This is a genomic window from Comamonas sp. AG1104, assembly GCF_003350425.1.
In the GTDB taxonomy this organism is placed as follows: Bacteria; Pseudomonadota; Gammaproteobacteria; order Burkholderiales; family Burkholderiaceae_C; genus Comamonas; species Comamonas testosteroni.
This window is the reverse complement of the sequence record NZ_QQAS01000011.1, coordinates 42,310-65,577: the sequence shown is the minus strand read 5'-3', so window position 1 is coordinate 65,577 and position 23,268 is coordinate 42,310. Positions and strand designations below refer to the sequence as shown.

The window sequence follows — 23,268 nt, the reverse complement described above, 5'->3', positions numbered from 1 at the left end:
GGATGCAGGCGTTTCTTTTTTGAAGCTTCAGCCCTTGGCGCCAGGCACCTGGGCCTGCGGGCACTGCAGCTGTATCAGCTCTCGCTCGTCCATGCGTTCTGCGATTCTCATCATGCTGAGGCAGCCGCCCCAGACGCAACCGGTGTCCATGGCCATCAGATCGGGCCGGTTGATATGGCCCAGCGTGGACCAGTGACCAAAAGCCATGGGCGTATCTGCAGTGAGCCGGCCCGGCACATCGAACCAGGGCATCTGCCCTTCGGGAGCGTGATCGGCGGATTCAGCGCTCTCAAAACCCATGACGCCGTCGGCACTGCAAAAACGCAGACGGGTAAAGGCGTTGACGATGCAGCGCAGTCTGTCATCGCCTTGCAGGTCGGCGGACCAGTGGTCGGGCTGGTTGCCGTACATATTCTGCAAAAAGCGCGCATAGTCGGCATGCTGGAGAACGGCCTGAACTTCGGCGCTCAAGGCCATGGCATCGTGCAAGCTCCATTGAGGAAGCACGCCTGCATGCACCATGAGAAGGTTCTCACCCAGCGCATTGGTGTGCAGCCGGGCCAGAGGTTGCTGGCGCAGCCAGTGCAGCAGGGCATCGCAATCGGGTGCGCTCAGAACCTGGGCCAGAGTGTCGCGCTTGCTTTGACGGCGAAGGCCTCGCGCTGCAGCCAGCAGGTGCAGGTCGTGATTGCCGAGCAGAGGGCGAATGGCATCACCGGCCAGCATGCAGCGGCGCAATACCTCGGCGGATTTGGGGCCGCGATTGACAAGGTCGCCGAGCACGTAAAGTGTGTCCCGACTTGCGGAAAAATCCACGGTTTGCAATAAGCGCTCGAAGGCGTCATCGCAGCCCTGGATGTCTCCGATACAGTAAAGTGCCATGGTCTTCTTTCTGATGGACGAGTCAGGGATTTTCTGCTGTTTGCATTGCTGACACTGCTCAACGGGGTGTTTGCAATGTCGAAATTGCCATTGGCCTTGCGGTTGCAGGGCAAGATTGCCGGCTTTGGCAGAGCTCGTGAGCAAGGACGCCCAAGCGGTGCTGGAGTTGCTTGCGATCCCATGCAGTTTCTGTCTTCCGTGCAGCTTGGATTACCTCCAGCGGGTGCTCGGCTGTATTTTTTGGGAGGGGGCGAACAGAGATGGATTGTCCATTTGCTCGATATCTCCGGGAATATCGGAAAAGATAGCAACCATTTCGACAAAGACTATCGTCGTAACTGCTATTACATTTATAACGATTATCTTTGGAGATCTGGCTCAAAAGCGTATCGGGCAGCCCTATCCAGAGCTGGTTTCTGCATGGCAAGGCGCTCCATGGTCTGGGTTGCGTCTACTGCAAAGTCCTTTGTGCGTTTGTTGTCATTTTCAACGCATGTCATATTGACTTTGCTGCGGATTAGTGATTTTTCCCGTGCTGCAATGACCGAGGAAGTAGTCGCTGCTGGTTTGGAGCAGGGACGTCAGCCAGACTTGATAGAGGTGCCTGAGCATCAGGAAGCATAAAAGTATTTCATTTAGACGATATTTATTTGACGTATTTGATGCTTTTTGTGCCGATATGTATTGCCAAGATGGCGAAATGTCGATGCCTCGGGTTCTGCAGGCCTGTGCCTGGCTGTTGCCCGGATGCAGGGATGGGAAGACATTCCAGGCTTTCACATGCTGCGGCTCGCTGGACGAGATGCAGGGCATCATCGGCGCGCCCAAGAGGCCGGTTGTCGGTGAGAAAGCACAAGACCTGCTGGGAGAGCAGGCGCTGGCTTTTCAGTTTTTCCCCAGACCTTGTGCGAGATGAGGTGGCTGGAGCAACTTCCTGCCAAAGCAGGGGGGTGGTGTTTGTCGTCGAGGAATATGGAGCGCAGCAGAGCATCACGACGCCGCGTGATTGGCTCTCAGTCAGTGCCAGAGAGCTTTGCTTCTTGGGCGAGTCTGAGGCTTGGTCAACTCGCAAGGAAGACGGGCTCTGACTGCTCAAGGGTGTGGTGCCTATTTCTGAATTGAAGGCTGGGTGGACTATTTGAGTATTGCCGGGCGAAGGCAAGGGAGCGCCATAACACTCTGGCCGCTTTATTCCTCGTCAAAGCAGCCATTTGCCCGTTCTGGGCGAGAAGGTCTTGTGCGGCGCCGGGATATTGAGACGATTGATTTGGATGAAGGCGTACCGACAAGATATTGGTAGTTCAGCAGGCGTAATAGCTATTTATTAACACGTAGTTGCATTTTATAAATATTCTGAATTGTGGTTTTTGCTTACTCGGAAAATCATGATTTTGAAATTCCGGCATTTATAATGCAGTCTCTTTAATCAACCAAGAAGCGCAAATCATGAGCACTTACAAGGAACTCCTGAAGCAGAGAGAAGAGCTGGAACAGCAAATCAACGAAGCCCGTTCGCGTGAACTGGCCGACGCTGTGAGCAAGGTTCGCGGCCTGATTGCCGAGTACGGCCTGACTGCTGAAGATGTCTTCCCTCCCGCTCGCGCGCGCTCTTCCGCCAATGCGGGCGCCAAGGTGGCTCCCAAGTATCGTGATCCTGCTACGGGTCAGACTTGGACCGGCCGCGGCAAGCCGCCAAAGTGGATTGCAGACCAGGACCGCGAAAAGTTCGCCATTTGATCTGCTGTTTGCGCACGTTGAAAGAGCCCGCCTTGGCGGGCTTTTTTCATGGCAGCAAGGTTTGCGGCAGCGCAAACCAGAGTTCTCTTCGATACCGGTGACTAAGCGGCACAATAAGAGTCCATGAACAAGCAGGTGTTGATTGCGGGTGGCGGTATTGGCGGTCTGGCAGCCGCCATTGCGGCGGTGCGGGCTGATTGGGATGTGCGCCTGTTCGAGCGTGCCGCGCAGTTTTCGGAAGTCGGAGCCGGCATTCAACTGGGACCCAATGTGGTGCGCCGCCTTCAGGCATGGGGGCTGCAGCGATCGTTGCAGCAGGTCGTGGCCTGCCCTTCGGCCTTGCGAGCCTGCAGTGCCGTGACGGGGCAAGAGCTGGGGCGACTGCCCTTGGGCGCAGATATGGTGCAGCGCTATGGAGCCAGCTACCTCACCATTCATCGAGCCGACCTGCACCACATTCTGCTGGAGGCATTGCAGGTTCTGCCTCAGGCTCACCTCAACCTCAACCAGTTCGTCAGCAGCTATAGCCAGCAGGACGGTGTGGTCACCATTCGCACCAGTACCGGCAAGCTCATCGAGGGCGATGCCCTGATCGGCGCTGACGGCGTGCGCAGCGCCGTGCGTGCACAGATGCTGGGCGATGGCCCGCCGCGTGTGACCGGGCACCTGGCCTATCGGGCCATGGTGCATCAGGCAAATCTGCCCAAGCGCTTGCGCACCAGCGAGGTCACTGCCTGGATGGGGCCGCAATTGCATGCCATTCAGTATCCCGTGCGCCGGGGCGAGCTGCAGAATCTGGTGGTCATAGTGCAGGGGCCGGCGCCAGAGGATCTCGACCACTGGGACCATTCTGCCAATCTGCCCGACCTGCTCCAGCATCTTCAGGGCGCATGCGGTTACCTGCAGGATCTGGTTCAGCATGTTCCCGATGTGGGCGGTGAATGGCGTTTGTGGCCGGTGGCCGACCGGCAGCCAGTGTCCTCAGAGACTCAGATGGCGCAAGGCCTTGTGGCCCTGCTGGGCGATGCAGCCCATCCCATGCGCCCCTATCTGGCGCAGGGTGCGGGCATGGCCATCGAGGATGCGGCCGAGCTGCAAAGTGCTTTGTCCATGCATGATCTGGATGTCAGTCTGCGGCTGCGCCGCTATGCGCTCAATCGCTGGCAGCGCAATGCCAAGGTGCAGGAGCGCTCGCTGCGCAATGGCCGGATCTTCCATGCGACAGGGCCTATGCGCTGGGGGCGCGACCTGTCGCTGCGCGCTCTGGGCGGGCGCATCATGGATGTGCCCTGGCTGTATGAGGGTGCGCTTTAGCGAGAGGTCACCATCACCGGGATGGCTTTCGCGTCGGCGCCGGCCTGGCAGATGGATTGCTTCAGTGGCTGGCCTTGAGCAGCAGCGGCGAAGGCTTGATGAGCTGGTAAGCCAGCACACCGCTGCCCAGCATGGCGGCAATCATCAGCATCACGGCCTGATAGATGTCGGCATTCTGGCGTTCCGCAACGCCTGCAACCAGGCCGGACAGCCATTGCATGAGCGCGGCTCCGAGAAACATGGCCATGGTGAAGATGGACAGCGCGCGTCCCGTCGTGGCCGGTGGGTAGGAGGAGCGCACATCGGCATAGATCAGCGTGCCATAGCCTGAAAGCACACTCATGACCAGCAGCAGCAGCACGCTGCCTACGGATTGGTGGACCAGGGCCAGTGCGACAAAAACGGCGGCCATGAGCAGCGCAAAGCGTGCAATGCGCTGGCGGCGCCTGGCCGGACCGGGGTCCAGCCGGCCGAACATGGAAGGCACAAACAGCGAAATGACGGAGCAGGCCAGTGCCACATTGCCGGTCGTGACCAATGAAAACTGGTAGCGATCCATCAGCATGGGACTGAGCCAGAGGCCGCGCACGGTGAGAAACGAGGCATAGCTGACCATGCCCAGCAGCACAATGCCCCAGGTATGGGGCAGCAGCAGCAGGCTGCCAAAACCTTGCAGTGCCTGCATGAAGCCGGGTTTGGGCTGGGAGTCCCCGGGAAGCTCGGGCTCGTGCACCTTGAAGAAGATCAGCAGCCAGGACAGCACACTCAGCACCGCCAGCAGCGCAAAGCCGGCGCGCCAGCCCATATGCTGCACCAGCCAGGCCATGGGCGTGCCGGTAAACAGCAGGCCCAGCCCGCCCAGGCCAAGGCCTATGCCCGAGAGGTAGGCAAATTTATCGGCCGGAAAGTGGCGCGCAATAAACATGGTGCTGGCCAGAAAGGCGGGCGAGCAGCCCACGCCGATCAGCAGCTGGCCCAGCATCAGCCAGGAATAGCTGGGTGCGAGTGCGGACAGCGCAGCCCCCGCAATCGACAGCGGAAAGGCCAGCAGCACGGTGCGACGCAGGCCGTAGATATCCATGCCTATGCCCATAAGTAGCTGGGCCACACCGAAGGACAGTGCAAACAGCCCGGCAAACGAGCCCAGCGACTGCGCGGACAGGCCGAAGTCCGTGCGCAGACCGTCGGCGATGATGGAGGTGACGGTTCTGAAGGCCTGGCTCAGTGCAAAGCCCGTGAGCAGGCAGACCAGCATGGCCCAGGCGGAAGAGTCGGGTTTTGGACTGGTGCTCGGCGCTGGCGGGGCGGCGCTGTGATCGGAGGGCATGGGCGGTTTGTTGCGATGTTAGGTTTTGCACGGAGCCTTAGAACGTGTTAACGGTCTCTACGCAGCCGCGTTGGAGCGCAATCGGGATGAGTTCGAAGCGATGGCTCGCCGCTTGCACCGGGGTGCAAGCAAGAGACAGCACGCAGAAATCGCCCGATTTCGCTCCAACCCTTCGGGACAGTGTCTTTGCGGGCGGTCTGCGGCGTTGCGAATCCTCGCAATAGCACGGCTATTGCTGCGGTATCGCGCCTAGCCCCCCATCCCGCAAAGCCTCTGTCGCGGCGCGAGGAGATCGTAAACACGTTCTATAGATTCAGGCTGCCCGCGCTGTCACGAAAGAGCAGCAGGGGCAGCCTGAGTGGCGATGGCCAAAGCGGCTTACAGCTCGGTGCGCAGGCTCCAGATCTCGGGGAACAGCACCACGTCCAGCATCTTCTTGAGGTAGCTCACGCCGCCGGTGCCGCCCGTGCCGCGCTTGAAGCCGATGACGCGCTCCACAGTGGTCAGATGGCGAAAGCGCCAGAGACGGAAGGCATCCTCGATATCGGCCAGCTTTTCTCCCAGCTGGTACAGATCCCAGTGCTTGTGCGGGTCACGGTAGACGGTGATCCAGGCCTGTTTCACGCCCTCGCTGGCCTCATAGGGCTGGGTCCAGTCGCGCTGCAGACGGTCGGCAGGAACCGCTATGCCTTCGCGGGCCAGCAACTGCAGGGCCACGTCGTACAGCGATGGCGATTCGTAGGCAGCCTGTACCTGGGCCAGGAGGTCCGAGCGGTGGGCGTGGGGCTGGAGCATGGCCGCATTCTTGTTGCCCAGCGCAAACTCGATACAGCGGTACTGGTAGCTCTGAAAGCCGCTGGAGTTGGCCAGGTAGGGGCGCATGGCCGAGTACTCGGGCGGCGTCATGGTCGACAGCACGGTCCAGGCGCTGACCAGCTGCTCCATGATGCGCGAGACGCGAGCCAGCATCTTGAAGGCATCGGGCTTGGTCTCGCCCGAGGCATTGGCAATGGCTGCCGTAGCCGCGCGCACCTCGTGCAGCATCAGCTTCATCCACAGCTCGCTGGTCTGGTGCTGCACGATGAACAGCATCTCGTCGTGGGCAGGCGACAGCGGGTGCTGGGCCGTGAGAATCTGGTCCAGATGCAGATAGTCGCCATAGCTCATGTCACGGCTGAAGTCGAGCTGGGCTTTCTCGTCGTGGACGATGGCGGCGCCGCCATGCATAGGGCAGCCGGAGGATTCATTCGTCATGGTGAAGTCATTGTTGATGGACAGGTGCGCGCAGCGTAACCGAATCCTGGCACACAAAGCCTGCAAGAACGTGGATGCAAGCTGCCATAGCTTTGCGTAAAGTCAGGCCAGACACAGACCGATCACAGAAAACGCACTCCGCCGAGATTCACGCCATGCCCAGTCCTCTGCCTTCCACTGCCGCTGCAAATTCGCAAACCGATGAGCGCATGATCCAGTGCTGCCGCTGGCTGGAGAGCGAGGAGCCCATGCCCGCTCTGGAGGAGCTGGCGCAGCGCCTAGGGCTCAGTCCCTGGCAGTTGCACCGCAACTTCAAGCGCGCCACGGGGCTTACGCCCAAGGCCTATGCCAAGGCCTATCGCGGCAGGCATGTGCGTGCCGCGCTGGCGCAGGAGGTCAGCGAGTCGGTCACCGATGCGGCCTATCTGAGCGGCTATGAAGCCAGCAGCAGCTTCTACAAGGACGCGCCGGCCATGCTGGGCATGGCGCCGCAGTCCTATCGCAGGCGCGGCCAGGACCAGCGCATCCGCTTTGCCCTGGCCGAATGCTCGCTGGGCAGCCTGCTGGTGGCCAGCACCGACAAGGGCGTGTGCTGCGTGCTGCTGGGCGATGATCCCCATGCGCTGGTGGACGATCTGCAGCAGCGTTTTGCGGCGGCGCAACTGATCGGGGCCGACGCCCGGTATGAACAGACCGTGGCCCAGGTGGTGGCCCTGATGGAGCAGCCCAGGCTGGGGCTGGCCCTGCCGCTGGATATTCAGGGCACGGCGTTTCAGCAGCGCGTGTGGCAGGCGCTGCAGAGCATTCCGGCCGGCAAGACTGTCAGCTACAGTGAGCTGGCCCGGCAACTGGGCCAGCCCAGCGCCACGCGGGCCGTGGCCAGCGCGGTGGCTGCCAACCCGATTGCAGTGGCCGTGCCCTGTCATCGTGTGCTGCGCAATGACGGCAGCATCTCGGGCTATCGCTGGGGCGTGGAGCGCAAGCGTGCGCTGCTGCTGCGCGAGGCCCAGCAGGCCCAGCTCAAGCTCTCTTAAAGAGAGCTGCTATCGCATTCCTCACAATGATTTTGAATAGATATCTATCTGAAATCATTGTCTGATAATCGATAGAAGCTATGAATTTTACGAATGAAGCACAGGCGCGCCACGGCGCTGCCCGCTGTGATAGAAAACCGCATGCTGCTTGAAGTCTCCATTGCCCTGCCCGCGCGCTACCGCTTCGACGAATTCGTGCATTTCCATGATCGCGACGAGCAGCAGCTGGCCGAGCGGGTCGATGCCGGTGCCCGCAGCCTGCACAAGGCCATCATGTGGCAGCGCAGCCCCGCCTTGCTGCAGCTGCAATGGCAGAGCGGACAGGTGCAGGCCAGCTTGCATGCGCCGCAGGCAGAGTCGGCTGCGGCAGACCGGGCTGCGCTGCAAGCGATGTTGAAACGCATGCTGGGGCTGATCTACGCGCCCGGCCAGCTGGAGCTGGCGCATGGCGATCACCCCGAGCTGGGTGCGCTGCTTTCGCGCCAGGCCGGCCTGCATGTGCCCGGCGCGCCCACGCCATTCGAGGCACTGACCTGGGCCATCACCGGCCAGCAGATCACGGTGGCTGTGGCCGTTTCGCTGCGGCGCAAGCTGATAGCGCTGGCGGGCGAGCCGCTGGCACAAGGCGGGGACATGCCGGCCCTGCGCGCCTATCCCGATGCACCGCGCGTGGCGGCCTTGGGGCTGGACGCGCTGCGCGGCGCGGGCTTTTCCCAGGCCAAGGCCCAGACTCTGCTGGCCGTGGCCCAGGCCGTTGCCGACGATAGCCTGCCGCTGGACGACTGGGCCGCCCGCAGCGCCGCCGGCCGTTGGGATGAGGAGGATGTGGCCGCTGCCTCGGCGCAATTGCTGGCGGTCAAGGGCATAGGGCCGTGGACGGTGAACTACACCTTGCTGCGCGGCTATGGCTGGCCCGACGGCAGCCTGCACGGGGATGTGGCGGTGCGCCGGGCCATCGGTCTGCTCACGGGCAGCGACAAGCCCGATGCGCGTGCCGCCAGCGACTGGCTGGAGCAGTTCAGGCCCTGGCGCGCACTGGTGGCCGCGCACCTGTGGGCCTCGCTGGCCGACAGCGCCTATTAGCGCCTATTAACGCCTATTGAGAGGCGACAGGCGGCAGCGCTTCAGAGCGGCGACAGCACCAGCAGCAGCAGGCGTGCGGGCTGGCCCGAGGCATTGGCCAGCCGGTGCTCGCTGTCCACCACCAGCGTGGCCGTGTCGCCCGCGTGCAGCAGCACCTGCTCCTGGGCGGTGAAGACTTCGATGCTGCCTTCGAGCACATGAAAGACCTCGCGCGTGCCTGCACGATGGGCCGCGAAATGGCTGGAGACTGCATGCGGCGGAAAGCGGTAATGAACCAGGTTCACACCCGCGCTGGGGCTGGCCAGGGCCAGGCGCTCCACGCCGCTGGCCTCGTCGACAAAGCGCAGATTCTCGCCGGCGCGCGTGATCTGCGCGCTGGGCGCGCTTTGCACCAGCTCGCCCAGCTCGCAGCCCAGGCCTTGTGCGATCGCCATCGCATTGCGCAGGCTGGTGGCCAGCAGGCCGCGCTCCACGCGCGACAGCGCGCCCGGTGAGACGCCGCTGGCCTGGGCCAGCTGATCCAGTGTGATGCCCAGCTGGGCGCGGCGCGCGCGGACGGCGGCGCCGAAAAGCGCATCCTGCTCCGATGCCTGCGATGCGGTGGTGGAGTTCAAGCCTGGCTCCTTGTCATGGCGTCTGTTTTTGTGTTGAAAACTTTCCTATGAGAAAATAATTTTGCGTATAGGAAATTATTTTTCAAGGATGAATGCAATGTACATGTTTATCAGTGCCTTGCCCGTGGCCACCGTCATCGCCGTTTTGCTGGCGGGCTGGCGCTCGCTGTATGCCGCAGCGCTGGGAGTGGCGGTGGCGCTGCTGGTGATTGCCGCAGCCTTTGCGCAGCCCGCTTCAACATGGCTGGCCGCCGGCATGCACTGGGCGCCGGTGCTGCTGGAAGTGCTGCTGATCGTGGGCGGCGGGCTGCTGCTGTCCGAGGTGCTGCGCGAGTCGGGAGCGCAGAAGGCCCTGGCCGACTGGCTGCTGGCCAGGGCCGGCAGCGGCACGGGCGCCGTGCTGCTGGTGGTGCATGGCATCACGCCGTTTGCCGAGTCGGTCACCGGCTTTGGCGTGGGCGTGACCATAGGCATACCGCTGCTCGCCCACTACGGGCTGCCGCCGCGCAAGGTGGTGCTCATCGGCCTGCTGGGCCTGTGCGCCGTGCCCTGGGGCTCCATGGGGCCGGGGACGCTGGTGGCGGCCACCATGGCCGGTCTGCCGTTCAAGGAGCTGGGTCAGGCTTCGGCCCTGGTCAGCGTGATTCCGTTTGTCATCACCGGCATGGCGGCGGCGGCTCTGGCGAGTGCGCCGGGCCGCCGGCGACAGGCCTTGTTGCAGGGTCTGCTGTCGGGTCTGTGGCTGACGGCGGCCGTGGCTCTGATGAATACCCTGGCCGGCACGGCGCCAGCTGGGGCGCTCGGTGCCTTGCTGGTGGTGGGCTGGCATCTGCTGCGCCTGAGGCTGGGTGTGTCGCAAGCGGACGCGGACAAGCCGCCTCTGAGCGCGCCGGGGCGGCGTGCGCTGGCGGCCTATGCGCTGCTGCTGGGCGGTGTGCTGGCGGCCGCGGCGCTGCTGCGCGTCCTGGATCTGCCCGCCGTCTGGCATGGGCTGGCTTCACCGGGGCTGTGGCTGCTGGTGGCGGCGGTTTTTTTCACGCAGGGCCGGCCGGCGCGCCCATCGCTGGCAAAGGTCTGGCGCTCCTGGCTGCAGGTGGCGCCGGTCACGGCGCTGTTCATTGTGCTGGGCGTGCTGATGGCGGTCTCGGGCATGGCCGCGCAGCTGGCGCAGGCGCTGGCCCGCAGCGGGCCGCTGTATCTGCTGGCAGCACCCTTTGTGGGCGCGCTGGGCGGTTTCGTGACCGGCTCCAATACCGGGGCTAATGCCATGTTCGCGGCCACGCAGGCCGAGATCGCCCAGGCGCTGGGCGCGCCGCTGCTGCCATTCATGGCGGTGCACAACGTCAGTGCCTCGCTGCTGCTCATGGCTTCGCCCGGCAAGGTGGAGATGGCGGTGCAACTGCTGGCGCAAGGCGCTGCCCAGCGGCGCTGGGTGCAGCAAAGCGTGCTGATGCTGGACCTGGTCGCCGTTGCGCTGATGGGCGTACTCAATTGGAGCTGGGCGCGGGCCTGACCGTATGCTGGCCGGCCCGCGCCCGGTGCCTGCCTCAGGTCACGGCGTGCACGGTATTGAACTCGGGCCGTTGCCATTCGCCCGATTCCAGCACCTGACGCAGATGCTCGACGGCATTCCAGACATCGGCAAAGCCCACATACAGCGGTGTGAAGCCGAAACGCAGAATGTCCTTGTGCCTGCCCGTGCCGCCGTCGCCCTTGCGGAAGTCGCCGATCACGCCGCGTGCAATCAGCGCCTGGACAATGGCGTAAGCGCCGCTGCCCTGGCCGTTCACGCCCAGGCCTTCTTCCCGGGTCAGGCAGACCTGGGAGCCGCGTGCCGCATGCTCGCGCGGTGTCGCCAGACCCAGGCCGTGGCCCTGGCAGCGCTCTTGCACGAGCTGGATGAACAGATCGGTCAGTGCCAGCGATTTCTTGCGCAGCGCGGCCATGCCGCCGAAAGCCTCGGCCTCGGTATAGATGTCGATGCCGCACTGCAGCACGCTCATGCTGATCATGGGCTGGGTGCCGCAGAGATAGCGCTGTATGCCCTGGGCGGGGTGGTAGTCGGGCACGAACTTGAAAGGCTCGGCGTGGCCGAACCAGCCCGACAGCGGCTGCCAGAAACGGTTGATCAGGCGCGGATGCGCCCAGACAAAGGCCGGCGCGCCGGGGCCGCCGTTGAGGTATTTGTAGCTGCAGCCCACGGCAAAGTCGGCATCGGCGCCCTTGAGGTCCACGGGCACGGCACCTGCGCTATGGCACAGATCCCAGACGCAGAGAATGCCTTTGGCATGGGCGGCGGCCGTGACGGCTGCCATATCGTGCATGGCACCCGTGCGGTAGTTGACATGCGTGAGCATGGAGATCGCCACATCGGTCTGCAGCGCGCCAGCGATTTCCTCGGGCTCGAGCAGCACCAGCTCCAGGCCGTATTCCTGACACACGGACTGGGCGATATAGAGATCGGTGGGGAAGTTGCTGCGCTCGCTGATCAGCTTCTTGCGGCCGGGCGCATCTTCGCGGGCGATGCGCGCGGCAGCGCTCAGCACCTTGTAGAGATTGATGGACGTGGTGTCGGTGAACACCAGCTCGCCCTGGCCCGCGCCCAGCCAGGGGGCGAACTGGTTGCCAAGGCGCTCGGGCAGCGAGATCCAGCCGGCCTTGTTCCAGGAGGTGATGAGGTCCTGGCCCCATTCCTGCGTCACCACTTCGGCCGCGCGCGCGGCGGCGGCCTTGGGCTGGGCGCCCAGGGAGTTGCCGTCCAGGTAGATCACGCCCTGGGGCAGGGCAAAGCGTTCGCGCAGCGCGCGCAGCGGGTCCTGGGCGTCCAGAGCCTGGCAGTCTTGCAAAGTGGTCATTGTCTTCCTTCTCTCATTTTTGATAGCTGCTGACGGTGATTGTGTCTATGTCAGAGCCGGTTCTGATTCAAATATGGCTGGACTCAGAATCGCCCATTGTGTCCGAGACCGGGGCGGTGCAGCCGCCTCGCAGCGAGGACATCGGTTTCTTTGCGCCAAGCGCCTCAGAGCAGGCTGCGCAACACGGCACGCACCGGCGAGGCATCGGCTTCGGTGAGCTTGAGCGGCAGAGCGATCAGTTCGTAGTCGCCTTCGCCGACCTCGTCGAGCACCAGGTTCTCGAGCACGCGCAGGCCGCGCTGACGGATCACCATATGGCTGTCCAGGCTCTTGCTGCTGGCGGGGTCGATGCTGGCTGTGTCTATGCCGATCAGCCTCACGCCCAGGTCGGCCAGCTTTTGCACGGTCTCGGGGGCATAGGCGGCGAGGTCGGCGTCCCAGCCGGTGGGCGCTTTCTCGTAGGTGCGCACCAGCACACGCCCGGGCAGGTCGGCATCGATGGCGTGCGCTATGTGATGCCATTCGATCAGCGGCCCGCAGCCTATGGCGTGGATCACGCGGCAGGGACCAAGAAAGGCATCCAGATCGACGGCGCCAATGGCCGCGCCCTGCGCATCGTAGTGCAGCGGCGCATCGGCATGCGCGCCCACATGGGGCGAGAGATGAATGGCGCTGACATTGACCGGGCAGCCCGGGCCAATGCTGGCCACCCATTCCTGGCTATAGGGCGTGTCGCCCGGAAACACCGGAGCGGCAGGATGAATGGCAGGAGAAATATCCCAGATCTGGCGTGTCATGGTGTGTATGAATGGGGTCAGTCGCTTGTGATCGATAACAGGCCCGAGTGCGGGACGGCCAGCAAGGGCCGCCCCGCAGCAAAGGCCGTCGTCCCCCTTCGGGGGAAGGCGCACTAGCGCCTCAGGGGGTCACTTTCTTTCTATACCAAAGAGCATAGACCAGCACCAGCACGATCAGAAACGGCACGCCCACCAGCACGGTAGTGTGGAACTCCTTGGTAAACAGCGTGGTGACGATCACGCCCGCCATCAGCAGCGCCCCGACCAGCGTCAGCACGGGAAAGCCCCACATGCGGAACTCCAGCTTCTGGCCCGGGTGTTCGCGCTGCCAGCGCGGGCGGAAGAACAGATGGGTCACGAACACCATGAACCAGGCAAACATGGCGCCAAACATGGCGATCGACATCATCAGCTCCAGCGACTGCTCGGGCTTGAGCACGTTGAGCACCATGGCCACGGCCATGCCCAGGCAGGAGACGGCAATCGCGCCCAGCGGCACGCCGCTTTTGCTGAGCTTGCTCAGTCCCTTGGGGGCATAGCCGCCGCGCGAGAGGCTGAACATCATGCGCGAGGTGACGTAGAGCTGGCTGTTCATGGCCGACAGCGAGGCCAGCAGCACCACGAAGTTGAGGGCTGCGGCCGCGCCCGGGATCTGCAAAATCTCCATCACCTTGACAAACGGGCTCTTGTCCGTGCCCGCATGGCTCCAGGGCACGATGGCCAGCATCAGTGCCAGCGACAGCAGATAGAACAGCACCAGGCGCAGCACCGTGGTGCGGAAGGCACGAGTCACGGCCTGCTTGGGGTTCTGGGCCTCGCCGGCAGCAATGGCAATGGACTCAAGGCTCAGATAGCTGAAGATGGCCACGATCACGCCCACCCAGGTGCCCCACCAGCCGTTGGGGAAGAAGCCGCCATCGACAAAGTAGTTGTCGAAGCCCACGCCCTCGGGTCGGGTGCCGAAGACCACATAGGCGCCGATCAGGATGAAGGCCACGATGGCAATCACCTTGACCATGGAGAACCAGTACTCGACCTGGCCGAAGGCCTTGACGCTGGTGGCATTGACGGCGGCAAGCAGGACCGAGAACAGCGCCACCCAGATCCATGGGTCCACCGTGGGGAACCAGTAGGCCATGTACTTGCCCACGGCCGTGACCTCCATGCCCACGGCCAGCACCACGGCTCCCCAGTAGGCATAGCGCACCACAAAGCCGGCCAGCGGACTGATGTAGTGCTCGGCATAGGCGCCGAAGGAGCCCGAGGTGGGGTGGGCCACGGTCATCTCGGCCAGGCATCCCATGAGCAGCAGGCCGATGAAGGCGCCGATGGCGTAGCTGATGAGCACGCTGGGGCCGGCAAAGCCGATGGCGAAGGCGCTGCCCATGAAGAGGCCGGTACCGATGGCGCCACCGATGGCGATCATGGTCATCTGGGCGGAGTTCAGGTGCTGCTGCAAGCCTGTCTCGCGTTGCTGAATACTGTCAAAGTTGGCCATTGCTGACTTGCGCATGCGAAAAATCGAAGCGGCAAGTATCCCGCGAATGACCGGCTGCGGCGGCGTGGCGGCGAATGTCCCTGGCGCAGGCCCAGCCGGCTCAGCGCGGCATTCCTGCGTAGTTGCCGGGCGTCAGCGCATGATGGGCCTTGAAGGCGCGCTGCATATGGGCCTGGTCGGCAAAGCCCATCTGTTGAGCGACCGAGGCCAGGGGCTCGCCCTGGGCCAGCAGGTGGCGCACGCCATTGAGCCGCAGGTTCAGGCGGTAGGCCCCGGGCGTGACGCCGGTGACGGCCCTGAAGCGGCGGATGAAACGGCTGGGGCTCATGCCGCAGCGCAGGGCCAGGGCCTGGACGCTGGTTTCGTCTTCGGGGCTGCGGTGCATGTGCTGCAGCGCAGGCAGGACGGCATCGGGCGGCTGGGGCTTTTCTGCATGAGTGTGGTCGGCACTGCCCAGCAGTTGCAGGAAATCCGCCAGTGATTGCTCGTGCTGCCGCAGTTGCGTGTCCGTGGCGCTGCCGGCAAGCGGCTGGCAGAGACTGTCAGCCCAGCGCGAGATGCCGGGCTCGTTCAGGGCGCGCCGGGCAAAGCGCAGGGCGCCGACGCCGAGCCGCTCATGAACCCAGTCGGCCTGCACGAACAGCATGCGGTAGGACCATGGCTGCAATGTCTCGGGGTTGCAGGCATGCCAGTGGCCGGGCTCGATCAGCACCACGCTGCCCGCGCTCAATGTTTCGGGGCCATCGTCGTGCAGAAACAGGGTCTCGCCCTCATCCACGATGCCTATGGAGTACTGGGCATGCGCATGCAGCCGGTAGCTGTAGCAGGACTGGCGGCTGATGCGCAGCTCGGCCCAGGGCAGGGCCGGGTGGCGGTGGAAATGGTGGCTGGGGGCTGGCATGACGGCCTCATCATGCCAGCATGCTGACCACGCTTGCCACCAGCACCATGGCCAGAGACTGGTTCAGCCGCCGCTGGCGCAGTGGCGTGCTCAGCCACCGGGTCAGTGCGTGGCCCAGCGCGGCCCAGCAGCCGACGCCGAGCAGGCAGGCCAGCAAGGAGACGGCGCAAAACAGCAGCAAGGCGGTTGGCAGCGAGACCTGCTGCGCAGCCAGCGGAGCCACGAACATGCCGATGCCCGAAAGCGCCACCAGCCAGGCCTTGGGGTTGAGGCTTTGAATGGCAATGCCCTGCACGAACGCTCCGCCTGGACCGGCCGGCAGCGATGCGGGGGCGCTCTCCCAGGCCGCCCGGCCTTGGGCCCCGGGGGCCTTGGCCAGTTGCCAGGCAAGCCACAGCAGATAGAGAGCACAGATGCGCGGCGCCCAGCGCAGCAGCTCTGGCTGCTTGAGCAGCCATTGCCCGCTCTGGCCCATCAGCCAGACGATGAGGGCATAGCTGAGACTGGCTCCCAGCACATAGCAGAAGGCAGCCCCGGCGCGGCCGTTGCCATGGCGCAGGGCCAGCACGTTCACCGGGCCCGGCGTGATGGCACCGGCCAGTGCAAATCCGGCCATGGCCAGAACAGAAGAAAGCATGGGCAAACCTGAAACAAGAGACCACCAGTCTGAGCTTTGGTCGTTTCCAGGTATTGAACAAAATTGCGTCTTTGCTTGGTTAACAAGTGCAAAACGGTGTCTTTTTCAGACAAAGAGCGAAGCTGACTTGCGTTACGCTTGAATGCTTTCGCGAACCTGACCCCCGCCCCATCTTCCATGTCATCCGCAGCAGCTTCTAGCCCATCCCGAGTCTGGCCAGCCGTACGCATGGTGGGGCGTGCCGACATGGGTCGCCAGCGCAGCAATAACGAAGACTCGGTAGGCCTGGAGCCGCAGGCCAGGCCCTGGCCGGTTGCCGTGCTGGCCGACGGCATGGGCGGCTACAACGCGGGCGAGGTGGCCAGCGTCATGGCCGTGGAGCTGATCACGACCAGCGTGCAGCACGGCCCGGCCGCCGATGAATCCATGCTGGCTGCGCAGTGCGAGCTGACGGACGCCCTGCACATGGCCAATACGGCCATCTATGCCGCCGCGCAGTCCACGCCCGGCTGCAGCGGCATGGGCACCACGGTGGTGGCCGCCCTGGTGCTGGCGAGCGAGGTGCTGATTGCCCATTTGGGCGACTCCAGGGCCTATGCCTGGCGTGCCGGCCGGCTGCAGCGGCTGACGCGCGATCACTCCCTGGTACAGCAGGATATCGATGCAGGCCTGATCTCCGAGGCAGATGCCAGGACCTCGCGCTACGGTCATCTGGTGACCAGAGCGCTCGGTGTGATGCCCCAGGTGGAGCCCGAACTCAGTCACTGGCTGCTGCAGCAGGGAGATCGCATTTTGCTGTGCTCCGACGGCCTGACCGATATGCTCAGCGATGCCAGTCTTGAAACCCTGTTCGAGGAAAACCTGCCGCTGGCGCGATTGCAGGAGGCTCTGATCGAGGCGGCCAATGCTGCGGGCGGCAAGGACAATATCGGCGTGGTGCTGATCGAGCAGGACGCCTGATCTGCTGATATGGCGGACGTTGGCTGCCCGGTTTTCTAGATCAGACCGCTTTCCAGCACAGGCAGCTGATGGCGCTGGCGCACGCGGTTGCAGGCGTCCGAGCCTGCGGCGAACTCGCGGCAAGGGGAGGGGCGCCATTCATAAATGCCGCAGTACGCCTTCTCTCCCACCTTGCCCACCAGGGCTGCGCAGCGCGGCCTGGCCCAGTCCGTGCCGCGCATGCGGCAGGTGTAGTCGGTGACCTCCTCGATCAGCCCTGCGGGGACGCTGCCCCCATGCTCCTGGGACTCGTGTACGGAAAAATCGACACGAAAGGACGCGCAGCAGGCGCCGCAGCTAAGACAGGGATGGGTCATGGGAAGGGCGGAATTTTTCCGTGGGGCCGCAATTCTCGCAGCTGTGCAAACCCTTTGGGTGTGCCGGGCCGCAGATTTGTCAACCGCGCCGCTCAATACCCGCCCAAAAGTCCATGCTGCTGGTGCCAATTCGCCACCGTTGTGCGCCAATCGCCTACAGTAAATGGAAAATGAGAATCAAAATCAATTAATAATGCGCTATGAGTTCTTTGCAGTCCCCCTCGGCGATCTCTGAGCCGGTGTCAGTTACTTCGTCCATGAATGCTTTTTCTGTGCAAGCGTCTGAATCCGGCGTGCCATCTCCCAGCGCTGCAGCGACTGCAGCCGCGACCGGGCCGGTCATAGGCCTGGACCAGCTGGCGGTGAACCAGTCAGCCCGGGTGGTGGATCTGGCTTCCTCCGAAGGCGAGGATGAGAACCTGCTGCTCAGACTCATGGAAATCGGTTTTCTGCCTGGCGAGTCCGTGCGCATCGTCGCCACCGGCTTTCCCGGCCCCGACCCGCTGGCCGTGCGCATAGGCCAGGCGACTTTTGCCCTGCGTCGCCATGAGGCGGCCCAGGTGCTGGTGCAACTGGAGGCCGCAGCATGAACGCGCGCGAATCCCAGATCACCATGATGAGCCCTCAAGCCGCGGAGCAGGCGCCCTTGCGCGCCGCGCTGCTGGGCAACCCGAATTGCGGCAAGACGGCGCTGTTCAATCTGCTGACCGGCGCCCGCCAGAAGGTGGCCAACTACGCGGGCGTGACGGTGGAGCGCAAGGAAGGCTGGCTGGGCACGCCTGGCAAGCGCCGCGTGCGCGTGCTGGACCTGCCCGGCACCTACAGCCTGGATGCGCACAGCGAGGACGAGCGCATCACGCGCGACATCGTCAAGGGCCAGCACCCGCGCGAAGCGCCGCCCGAGCTGCTGGTCTGCGTGACCGATGCCACCCATCTGCGCCTGAACCTGCGTCTGGTGCTGGAGGCGCGGGCCCTTGGCCTGCCCATGGTGGTGGTGCTCAATATGAGCGATATGGCGCGTCGCCAGGGCCTGGTCATCGACAAGGCCAGGCTCAGCGAGTTGCTGGGCGTGCCTGTGGTGGAGAGCGTGGGCGTTCATCTGTCCGGCGCCAAGGATCTGCTGGCCTGGCTGGACAGCGATCAGGCCAGGCAGCTCAAGGCTCCGACGCTTGAAGGCCAGTTCAAGCCCGTGACGGGCAGCAACTCGCGTGCCCAGTTGCTGGCCCTGCACCAGCAGGTGGCCGAGATCATGCGTCAGGCCGTACAGGAGCCCGCGGCGCCCACCCAGCGTGACGATCGCATCGACTCCGTGGTGCTGCACCCGCTATGGGGCACGCTGCTGCTGGTGGTGACGCTGTTCCTGATGTTCCAGGCCGTGTTCAGCTGGGCCGAGCCCCTGATGGACGGCATCGAAGGGCTGGTCGGCGACTTCGGCCAGTGGGTGCATGGGGTGATGCCCGATGGCGTGCTGCGCAGCCTGCTGGTCGACGGCGTGATCGCCGGCACCGGCTCGGTGGTGGTCTTTTTGCCGCAGATCCTGATTCTGTTCTTCTTCATCCTGGTGCTGGAAGACTCGGGCTATCTGCCGCGTGCCGCCTTTTTGCTGGACCGCATCATGGGCAGCGTGGGCCTGTCCGGACGCTCCTTCATCCCGCTGCTGTCCAGCTTTGCCTGTGCCGTGCCCGGCATCATGGCCACGCGTTCGATCTCCAGCTGGCGCGACCGTCTGCTGACCATCATGATCGCGCCGCTGATGACCTGCTCGGCACGTCTGCCCGTGTACACGCTGCTGATCGGCGCCTTCATCCCTGAGCAGACCGTGGCCGGCTTCTTCAATCTGCAGGGCCTGGTGCTGTTTGCCCTCTATGTGGGCGGCATCGTCAGTGCCATGGCCGTTGCCTGGGTGGGCAAGCTGGCCGCCAAGGTCAAGACCCGCACGCCGCTGCTGATGGAGTTGCCTTCCTACCGCATCCCCAGCCTGCGCAGCCTGGTGCTGGGGCTGTACGAGCGGGCCATGATCTTCCTGCGTCGCGTCGGCGGCATCATTCTGACCGTCAGCATCGTGTTGTGGTTCCTCTCCAGTTACCCCGGCGCTCCCGAAGGCGTGACCGAAGGCGCGATTCGTTACAGCTTCGCGGGCCAGATCGGACGAGCGCTGGAGGTGGTGCTGGCGCCTATCGGCTTCAACTGGCAGATTGCCATTGCGCTGGTGCCCGGCATGGCCGCTCGCGAGGTGGCGGTGGGAGCGCTGGGTACGGTGTATGCGCTGTCGGCCGTGGGCGACGATGCCATGGCCCAGCAACTGAGCCCGCTGATCGCCAGCAGCTGGTCGATGGCGACCGCGCTGTCGCTGCTGGTCTGGTTTGTGTTTGCGCCCCAGTGCATCTCTACGCTGGCCATGGTCAAGCGCGAAACCAATGGCTGGCGCTATCCGCTGCTGATGGCCGGCTATCTGTTTGCTCTGGCCTATCTGGCCAGCTTTGTGACCTATCGCGTCGCCGTGGCCCTGGGCTGGGGCTGAGAAAGGATTGTCTATGTGGCAGGAACTGATCGTGGGCGCCATCGTGCTGGTGGCCGCCGTGTCGCTGACCTGGCGTTTCATGCCCGCCGGCCTGCGCCGCAGGCTGACGCGGGTTCATCCTTCGCTGGCTCCGGCAGCCAAGAGCGGCAGCTGCGGCGGTTGCAGCGCCTGTGGCGGCGATAGCTGCTCGGACACCCGAAAGGCCTGAACACAGGCGGAGCCTGATCAAATCAGCTAAAAATATAGCTGCCTGCGCTTGCTATCTCTGCAATTCAGATAATTTTGTATCTGAATTGATTGACTGGCAAGCGCAGGCAGCTTTTTATTTGATAGCAGTAGTGCTTGCGGGCTTGCCGAAAGCTCAGGCCGCTTCCAGCCAGGGCTGGACTTCTTCCTCGCTCAGTGCCGACAGGCCGAACTTCTCGCGTGTGTCATGGCAGCCGTAGGAGGCAAACGGAAAGTCGCGGCAGGGGCGCGAGCGCTGCTCGTAGATGCCGCAGCCTATGCAGCCCGCGCCGACCTCGGGCAGCTCGCGCAGCGCCACGCAGCGCACCGGGTGACGTTCCGTGCCGTTCATGCGCGCGCGGTTGCCCTTGCCGGGCACTTCATGGGCCAGCTCATCGGGGACGGTGCCGCCCATGGATTGCAGCTCGTAAATGGAAAACTCCACGCGGTAGTTTTGGCAGCAGGCGCCACAGTTCAGGCAGGGGTGGACGGATTCGGACATCGTGTTTCTTCAAGGGTTCAGGCATCGGGGTCGCGCCGTCCTCCTTGGGCAAGGACGGCTTTTTGAGGTCTGGAGGAGAAGCCGGCGCGCAGGGCTGCCTGCGGCTTCCGGTGCCGGGCCACTAGGTATGGCCTTGAAGAAACTTCAGATAGAAGGTGTGGATGCGTACATAAAGCGCACGCACGCGCGCGGCAAAGGATTTGCGCGGGCCGAAGAAGGAAGGCACGCGCGTGTGGCGTGCCATATGGGGCTGGCGCAGCGCCAGCAGGCCGCCGCGCTGGCCGTAGCGCGCATCGCCCTGGGCGGGGCGCAGCGGAAGCAGAAACACCGCCAGCTGGCGCAGGGCCCTCTGGCGGTGTGGGGATGTGATGTGGCTCAGGTGCATGGGTGTGGTGGTATGCAGATGAGCCCGGACGCGGCGAATCAGCCTGGCTGGCGGCCCAGCAGCAGGTACTCCATGAGTGCCTTTTGCACATGCATGCGATTTTGGCTATGGCACGCGGCATGCTGCCGCCTCACACCCGCCAAGCGGGTATGAGCCTGCGCCCGAATCGCATGCGGGCTCTGGCGAGCCGCCGCGCGCACCGATGTCTGCGCCATCAGTCCACGCGACCCAGCAAAAGGTACTCCATGAGTGCCTTTTGCACATGCATGCGATTTTCAGCCTCGTCCCAGACCACGGATTGGGGGCCGTCGATGACTTCGGCCTCCACTTCCTCGCCACGGTGGGCGGGCAGGCAGTGCATGAACAGGGCATCGGCCTTGGCCGAGGCCATCATCTCGGCATCCACGCACCAGTCGGCAAAAGCCTTCTTGCGCGCTTCGTTCTCGGCCTCGTAGCCCATGCTGGTCCACACATCGGTGGTGACCAGATCGGCGCCCTTGCAGGCTTCGAGAGGGTCCTTGAACACCTTGTAGCAGCCGGGGTTGACGGGCTTGCCGTTGAAGGCCAGCTGCTCGTCCACCTCGTAGCCGCCGGGCGTGCTGACATGGACCGTGAAGCCCAGCAGATCGGCGGCCTGCAGCCAGGTGTTGGCCATGTTGTTGCCATCACCCACCCAGGCCACGACCTTGCCCTTGATCGAGCCGCGGTGCTCGATGAAGGTGAAGATGTCGGCCAGGATCTGGCAGGGGTGGAATTCGTTGGTCAGACCGTTGATGACGGGCACGCGCGAGTACTCGGCAAAGCGCTCGATCTTGTCCTGACCGAAGGTGCGGATCATGACCAGGTCGGTCATGCGGCTGATGACGCGCGCGCTATCTTCAATCGGCTCGGAGCGGCCCAGCTGGCTGTCGCCCGTGGTCAGATGCACCACGGAGCCGCCGAGCTGGTACATGCCGGCCTCGAAGCTCACACGCGTGCGCGTGCTGGCCTTCTCGAAGATCATGGCCATGGTGCGGTCGATCAGCGTGTGGTGCTTTTCGTAGCCCTTGAATTTCTTCTTGATCAGGGCTGCACGTTCCAGCAGGTAGTCGTATTCGTCGGCGGTGAAGTCGCTAAATTGCAGGTAATGCTTCATGCAGTATTCCTTGAGGATCAGGCTGCCAGAATGGCTTGAACCAGGGGCTTGAGCCTGGCGACGATTTCATCGGCTTCGGACTTGCTCAGGATCAGCGGCGGTACCAGGCGAATCACGGTGTCGGCGGTCACGCTCAGCAGCAGGCCGGCTTCTGCGGCCTGGCCAATCAGCTCACCACAGGGCTTGGTCAGCTCCACGCCGATCATCAGACCCTGTCCGCGCACTTCGACAAAGCCTTCGAGGCTGCCCAGTTCAGCTTGCAGTTTAGCCTTCAGATATTCGCCCACTTCCGTGGTATGGGCCAGCAGGCCATCTTCTTCCATGATGCGGATGGTTTCCACGCCGGCACGCATGGACAGCGGGTTGCCACCAAAGGTGGAGCCATGGTTGCCGGCCTTGAGCACTTCGGCAGCGGCCTTGTGCGCCACCACGGCACCCACGGGCACGCCAGAGCCCAAGCCCTTGGCCAGGGTCATCACATCGGGGGTGATGCCGGCCCACTGGTGGGCAAACCATTTGCCGGTGCGGCCCATGCCGGCCTGCACCTCGTCCATCATCAGCAGCCAGCCATTGGCATCGCACAGCTCGCGCACCTTCTTGAGGTAGTCGGCGCGCATGGGGTGCAGGCCGCCTTCGCCCTGGATGGGCTCCATCATGATGGCGACGATGTTGGGGTTGCCTTCGGTCGCGTCGATCAGGGCTTCGTAGTCATTGGGGGGCACGCGCGTGAAGCCTGCGAGCAGATCGCCAAAGCCGTTACGTACCTTGGGGTTGGCCGTGGCGCTCATGGTGGCGATGGAGCGGCCGTGGAAAGCGTGGTCGTAGACCACGATCTCGGGCTTGGCAATGCCCTTGTCCACGCCGTACTTGCGGGCGATCTTGATGGCTGCCTCGTTGGCTTCCAGGCCGGTGTTGCAGAAGAACACATTGGTCATGCCCGAGCGCTCGGTCAGCAGCTTGGCCAGGGTTTCCTGGCCGGGCACATGGTAGTAGTTGCTGGTGTGGATCAGCTTGGCCACCTGCTCCTGCAGGGCAGGCACCAGCTTGGGGTGGTTGTGCCCCAGGGTGTTGACGGCGATGCCGCCCAGCGCGTCCAGGTATTCCTTGCCGTTCACGTCCCAAACGCGGCAGCCCTGGCCGCGCTCCAGCGCGATGGGTACGCGGCCGTAAGTGGGCATAACGTGGGGCGAAGCTGCCTCGATGAAAGCGGTCATTGCAAGAATCTCCTGAAAAGGAAGGTCAGTGGCGCAT

24 protein-coding genes are annotated in these 23,268 nt (G+C 63.8%); 10 read left to right on the top strand and 14 right to left on the bottom strand.

Features of this window, described 5'->3' with window-relative positions:
- Nucleotides 1–27: 27 nt before the first annotated feature.
- Complete coding sequence (locus DFO48_RS22805) at nucleotides 28–882, bottom strand: symmetrical bis(5'-nucleosyl)-tetraphosphatase (protein ID WP_114864853.1); 855 nt, start codon at nucleotides 880–882, stop codon at nucleotides 28–30.
- A gap of 45 nt (nucleotides 883–927) precedes the next feature.
- Here DFO48_RS22805 and DFO48_RS25745 point away from each other — a divergent pair, with 45 nt between their 5' ends.
- From DFO48_RS25745 to DFO48_RS22785, 3 genes are all read left to right on the top strand, one after another.
- Nucleotides 928–1,506, top strand: coding sequence for a hypothetical protein (locus tag DFO48_RS25745; RefSeq protein WP_233506497.1), 579 nt, complete (start codon nucleotides 928–930; stop codon nucleotides 1,504–1,506).
- Between the two features lie 822 nt (nucleotides 1,507–2,328).
- On the top strand, nucleotides 2,329–2,619 hold the full coding sequence (locus DFO48_RS22790; RefSeq protein WP_003078576.1) for an H-NS family nucleoid-associated regulatory protein: 291 nt from the start codon (nucleotides 2,329–2,331) through the stop codon (nucleotides 2,617–2,619).
- A 123-nt stretch (nucleotides 2,620–2,742) separates the two neighbouring features.
- Nucleotides 2,743–3,933 carry an FAD-dependent monooxygenase gene (locus tag DFO48_RS22785; protein ID WP_114864851.1) on the top strand — a complete coding sequence of 397 codons (1,191 nt, stop codon included), beginning with the start codon at nucleotides 2,743–2,745 and terminating at the stop codon, nucleotides 3,931–3,933.
- A 61-nt stretch (nucleotides 3,934–3,994) separates the two neighbouring features.
- Here DFO48_RS22785 and DFO48_RS22780 read toward each other — a convergent pair whose 3' ends face one another.
- Nucleotides 3,995–5,260: an MFS transporter gene (locus DFO48_RS22780; RefSeq protein ID WP_114864850.1), complete on the bottom strand. Its 1,266-nt coding sequence runs from the start codon at nucleotides 5,258–5,260 to the stop codon at nucleotides 3,995–3,997.
- A 378-nt stretch (nucleotides 5,261–5,638) separates the two neighbouring features.
- Complete coding sequence (gene kynA, locus DFO48_RS22775; protein WP_034349541.1) at nucleotides 5,639–6,514, bottom strand: tryptophan 2,3-dioxygenase; 876 nt, start codon at nucleotides 6,512–6,514, stop codon at nucleotides 5,639–5,641.
- A gap of 155 nt (nucleotides 6,515–6,669) precedes the next feature.
- On the opposite strand from kynA, the gene ada reads away from it, so the two are divergent.
- Both ada and DFO48_RS22765 read left to right on the top strand, forming a co-directional pair.
- Nucleotides 6,670–7,548: a bifunctional DNA-binding transcriptional regulator/O6-methylguanine-DNA methyltransferase Ada gene (gene ada, locus DFO48_RS22770; protein WP_114864849.1), complete on the top strand. Its 879-nt coding sequence runs from the start codon at nucleotides 6,670–6,672 to the stop codon at nucleotides 7,546–7,548.
- A gap of 93 nt (nucleotides 7,549–7,641) precedes the next feature.
- The gene (locus DFO48_RS22765; protein WP_114864848.1) at nucleotides 7,642–8,631 is read left to right on the top strand and encodes a DNA-3-methyladenine glycosylase; all 990 of its coding nucleotides are present in this window, start codon (nucleotides 7,642–7,644) and stop codon (nucleotides 8,629–8,631) included.
- A gap of 41 nt (nucleotides 8,632–8,672) precedes the next feature.
- Here DFO48_RS22765 and DFO48_RS22760 read toward each other — a convergent pair whose 3' ends face one another.
- A complete protein-coding gene (locus DFO48_RS22760; RefSeq protein WP_043006940.1) occupies nucleotides 8,673–9,245 on the bottom strand; it encodes a helix-turn-helix domain-containing protein in 573 nt (190 codons plus the stop codon).
- Nucleotides 9,246–9,342: 97 nt separating this feature from the next.
- Here DFO48_RS22760 and DFO48_RS22755 point away from each other — a divergent pair, with 97 nt between their 5' ends.
- Nucleotides 9,343–10,758: an SLC13 family permease gene (locus DFO48_RS22755; RefSeq protein ID WP_114864847.1), complete on the top strand. Its 1,416-nt coding sequence runs from the start codon at nucleotides 9,343–9,345 to the stop codon at nucleotides 10,756–10,758.
- Nucleotides 10,759–10,792: 34 nt separating this feature from the next.
- Here DFO48_RS22755 and kynU read toward each other — a convergent pair whose 3' ends face one another.
- From kynU to DFO48_RS22730, 5 genes are all read right to left on the bottom strand, one after another.
- On the bottom strand, nucleotides 10,793–12,100 hold the full coding sequence (gene kynU, locus DFO48_RS22750) for a kynureninase (protein ID WP_114864846.1): 1,308 nt from the start codon (nucleotides 12,098–12,100) through the stop codon (nucleotides 10,793–10,795).
- Between the two features lie 164 nt (nucleotides 12,101–12,264).
- Nucleotides 12,265–12,897, bottom strand: a complete 633-nt coding sequence (gene kynB / locus DFO48_RS22745; protein ID WP_003078601.1) for an arylformamidase — start codon at nucleotides 12,895–12,897, stop codon at nucleotides 12,265–12,267.
- 121 nt (nucleotides 12,898–13,018) lie between these two features.
- Nucleotides 13,019–14,395, bottom strand: a complete 1,377-nt coding sequence (locus DFO48_RS22740; RefSeq protein WP_114864845.1) for an amino acid permease — start codon at nucleotides 14,393–14,395, stop codon at nucleotides 13,019–13,021.
- Between the two features lie 100 nt (nucleotides 14,396–14,495).
- On the bottom strand, nucleotides 14,496–15,296 hold the full coding sequence (locus tag DFO48_RS22735) for an AraC family transcriptional regulator (protein ID WP_114864844.1): 801 nt from the start codon (nucleotides 15,294–15,296) through the stop codon (nucleotides 14,496–14,498).
- Nucleotides 15,297–15,306: 10 nt separating this feature from the next.
- Nucleotides 15,307–15,933 carry a LysE family translocator gene (locus DFO48_RS22730; RefSeq protein WP_003078613.1) on the bottom strand — a complete coding sequence of 209 codons (627 nt, stop codon included), beginning with the start codon at nucleotides 15,931–15,933 and terminating at the stop codon, nucleotides 15,307–15,309.
- Nucleotides 15,934–16,161: 228 nt separating this feature from the next.
- Between DFO48_RS22730 and DFO48_RS22725 the strand changes: the two genes are divergently transcribed.
- Complete coding sequence (locus DFO48_RS22725; RefSeq protein ID WP_003078616.1) at nucleotides 16,162–16,893, top strand: Stp1/IreP family PP2C-type Ser/Thr phosphatase; 732 nt, start codon at nucleotides 16,162–16,164, stop codon at nucleotides 16,891–16,893.
- 35 nt (nucleotides 16,894–16,928) lie between these two features.
- Here the strand turns inward: DFO48_RS22725 and DFO48_RS22720 are convergent, their stop codons facing one another.
- A complete protein-coding gene (locus DFO48_RS22720; protein WP_034370429.1) occupies nucleotides 16,929–17,249 on the bottom strand; it encodes a YkgJ family cysteine cluster protein in 321 nt (106 codons plus the stop codon).
- Nucleotides 17,250–17,506: 257 nt separating this feature from the next.
- Between DFO48_RS22720 and DFO48_RS22715 the strand changes: the two genes are divergently transcribed.
- From DFO48_RS22715 to DFO48_RS22705, 3 genes are read left to right on the top strand one after another with little or no spacing between them, the layout of a single operon-like run.
- Nucleotides 17,507–17,839 carry a FeoA family protein gene (locus DFO48_RS22715; protein WP_003078622.1) on the top strand — a complete coding sequence of 111 codons (333 nt, stop codon included), beginning with the start codon at nucleotides 17,507–17,509 and terminating at the stop codon, nucleotides 17,837–17,839.
- Nucleotides 17,836–19,770, top strand: a complete 1,935-nt coding sequence (locus DFO48_RS22710; protein WP_114864843.1) for a ferrous iron transporter B — start codon at nucleotides 17,836–17,838, stop codon at nucleotides 19,768–19,770. Before DFO48_RS22715 ends, DFO48_RS22710 begins: the two co-directional genes overlap by 4 nt.
- Before the next feature lie 13 nt (nucleotides 19,771–19,783).
- The gene (locus tag DFO48_RS22705; RefSeq protein WP_003078625.1) at nucleotides 19,784–19,978 is read left to right on the top strand and encodes a hypothetical protein; all 195 of its coding nucleotides are present in this window, start codon (nucleotides 19,784–19,786) and stop codon (nucleotides 19,976–19,978) included.
- 153 nt (nucleotides 19,979–20,131) lie between these two features.
- Here the strand turns inward: DFO48_RS22705 and DFO48_RS22700 are convergent, their stop codons facing one another.
- From DFO48_RS22700 to DFO48_RS22685, 4 genes are all read right to left on the bottom strand, one after another.
- Nucleotides 20,132–20,497, bottom strand: coding sequence for a YkgJ family cysteine cluster protein (locus DFO48_RS22700; protein ID WP_003078627.1), 366 nt, complete (start codon nucleotides 20,495–20,497; stop codon nucleotides 20,132–20,134).
- 121 nt (nucleotides 20,498–20,618) lie between these two features.
- On the bottom strand, nucleotides 20,619–20,882 hold the full coding sequence (locus tag DFO48_RS22695; RefSeq protein ID WP_114864842.1) for a hypothetical protein: 264 nt from the start codon (nucleotides 20,880–20,882) through the stop codon (nucleotides 20,619–20,621).
- 214 nt (nucleotides 20,883–21,096) lie between these two features.
- The gene (gene argF / locus DFO48_RS22690; RefSeq protein ID WP_114864841.1) at nucleotides 21,097–22,017 is read right to left on the bottom strand and encodes an ornithine carbamoyltransferase; all 921 of its coding nucleotides are present in this window, start codon (nucleotides 22,015–22,017) and stop codon (nucleotides 21,097–21,099) included.
- A gap of 17 nt (nucleotides 22,018–22,034) precedes the next feature.
- Nucleotides 22,035–23,231, bottom strand: a complete 1,197-nt coding sequence (locus DFO48_RS22685; RefSeq protein ID WP_003078633.1) for an aspartate aminotransferase family protein — start codon at nucleotides 23,229–23,231, stop codon at nucleotides 22,035–22,037.
- Nucleotides 23,232–23,268: the final 37 nt, after the last annotated feature.